We start from the raw sequence: 1,036 nt of genomic DNA on the forward strand, positions 1-1,036 counted from the left end.
GCCTTCTACAGGAATACTTATTCCAAATTGTGCATTCAATCCATTGATGATACCAAGAAGTACTGCTTCTTCCATGGGTAGAATAATTGAAGGAGTAATCCCCAACCTTTTATTCACAGCTTCCTGCATGCATTCAAGTTTATGAAAATCGTCTTTCTCTAAATCAAATATTACTTTCATGTTCTCACCATTGACTTAAGTGTTTTCTTTCCGGAAAGTCTTGCTTTCCTTCGTTCTCTCATCATTTTTTTTGTTGGAAGTTTTCCAGCGAAATGTTTATACTGTTTGCCATTAATCTGACTGATGATATAATTCCAGGAAAGGTTTGCGAGGATGTGTTTTGTCTCTCTTCTTAGTAGATTGTCTAAGGCCTCTTGAGGTGTGCAATGTTTCCATCTTGAGATGAATTTGAGGGAGGAGTACATTTGATTTGTTAGCTTCATACCCTTTTCTGAATGGAGCTGGTTAATATAGTTTTCTATAGTATAGTAGAAATATCTATTACTTCATATAAATTTATATAAACCAGTAGCATATATTCTACTTCATGGTTTTTATTGTGAATCACTGTCGTGCTTGCATCTTTTAGAACATCTGCGATACTAACATCTATCCATTTTTCAGCCTTCCCTTCAGCTATCAACACTTCTTGAATTTTTGAGTTACTCGTAACTAAAAGCGAAACTTCCTTATTGTTCTTGTCCAAAACAGCAACTTTCTTCTCTGAAAGATTGACCGAGGCTACTTTCGTGTTTTCAATTGTAGAGTTCGTGGGATCGCTCAGATTAAACTTTTGCGCATTTACAGATGCTCTGAGAGATTTGATAATATTTGTGATTGCCGCATCGTTACTTTTGGCTAGTTTCTGGCTTTCACTATTTTGCCAGTAGAAATAAATACAACCAACACCTAAAAACAAGATTAAAAGGATGAAAAGTAAAACCATAATAATATCTTGTCGAAAATCGTGTTCTTTTTTCGCTGTCATAATACCCTCCTTAATGTAAATCAAATACCTTAACTATTATAATAGCAA

General features: G+C 34.6%; 3 protein-coding genes. All 3 read right to left on the reverse strand.

The features are described from left to right. A partial coding sequence (locus COX77_01915; GenBank protein PIZ99292.1) for a hypothetical protein occupies nucleotides 1-180 on the reverse strand: 180 nt, incomplete at its 3' end. Continuing rightward, complete coding sequence (locus tag COX77_01920) at nucleotides 177-443, reverse strand: hypothetical protein (protein PIZ99293.1); 267 nt, start codon at nucleotides 441-443, stop codon at nucleotides 177-179. The genes COX77_01915 and COX77_01920, both read right to left, overlap by 4 nt. 35 nt (nucleotides 444-478) lie before the next feature. Then, nucleotides 479-988, reverse strand: coding sequence for a hypothetical protein (locus COX77_01925; GenBank protein PIZ99294.1), 510 nt, complete (start codon nucleotides 986-988; stop codon nucleotides 479-481). Nucleotides 989-1,036 lie beyond the last annotated feature (48 nt).

It is taken from the genome of Candidatus Komeilibacteria bacterium CG_4_10_14_0_2_um_filter_37_10, assembly GCA_002793075.1.
Lineage (GTDB): Bacteria > Patescibacteriota > Patescibacteriia > UBA1558 > UBA1558 > UM-FILTER-37-10.

What these genes read in the sequence shown, in the direction of transcription:
- COX77_01925 (PIZ99294.1), bottom strand. Translation starts at nt 988, where the DNA reads ATGACAGCGAAAAAAGAACACGATTTTCGACAAGATATTATTATGGTT.
- COX77_01920 (PIZ99293.1), bottom strand. Translation starts at nt 443, where the DNA reads ATGAAGCTAACAAATCAAATGTACTCCTCCCTCAAATTCATCTCAAGA.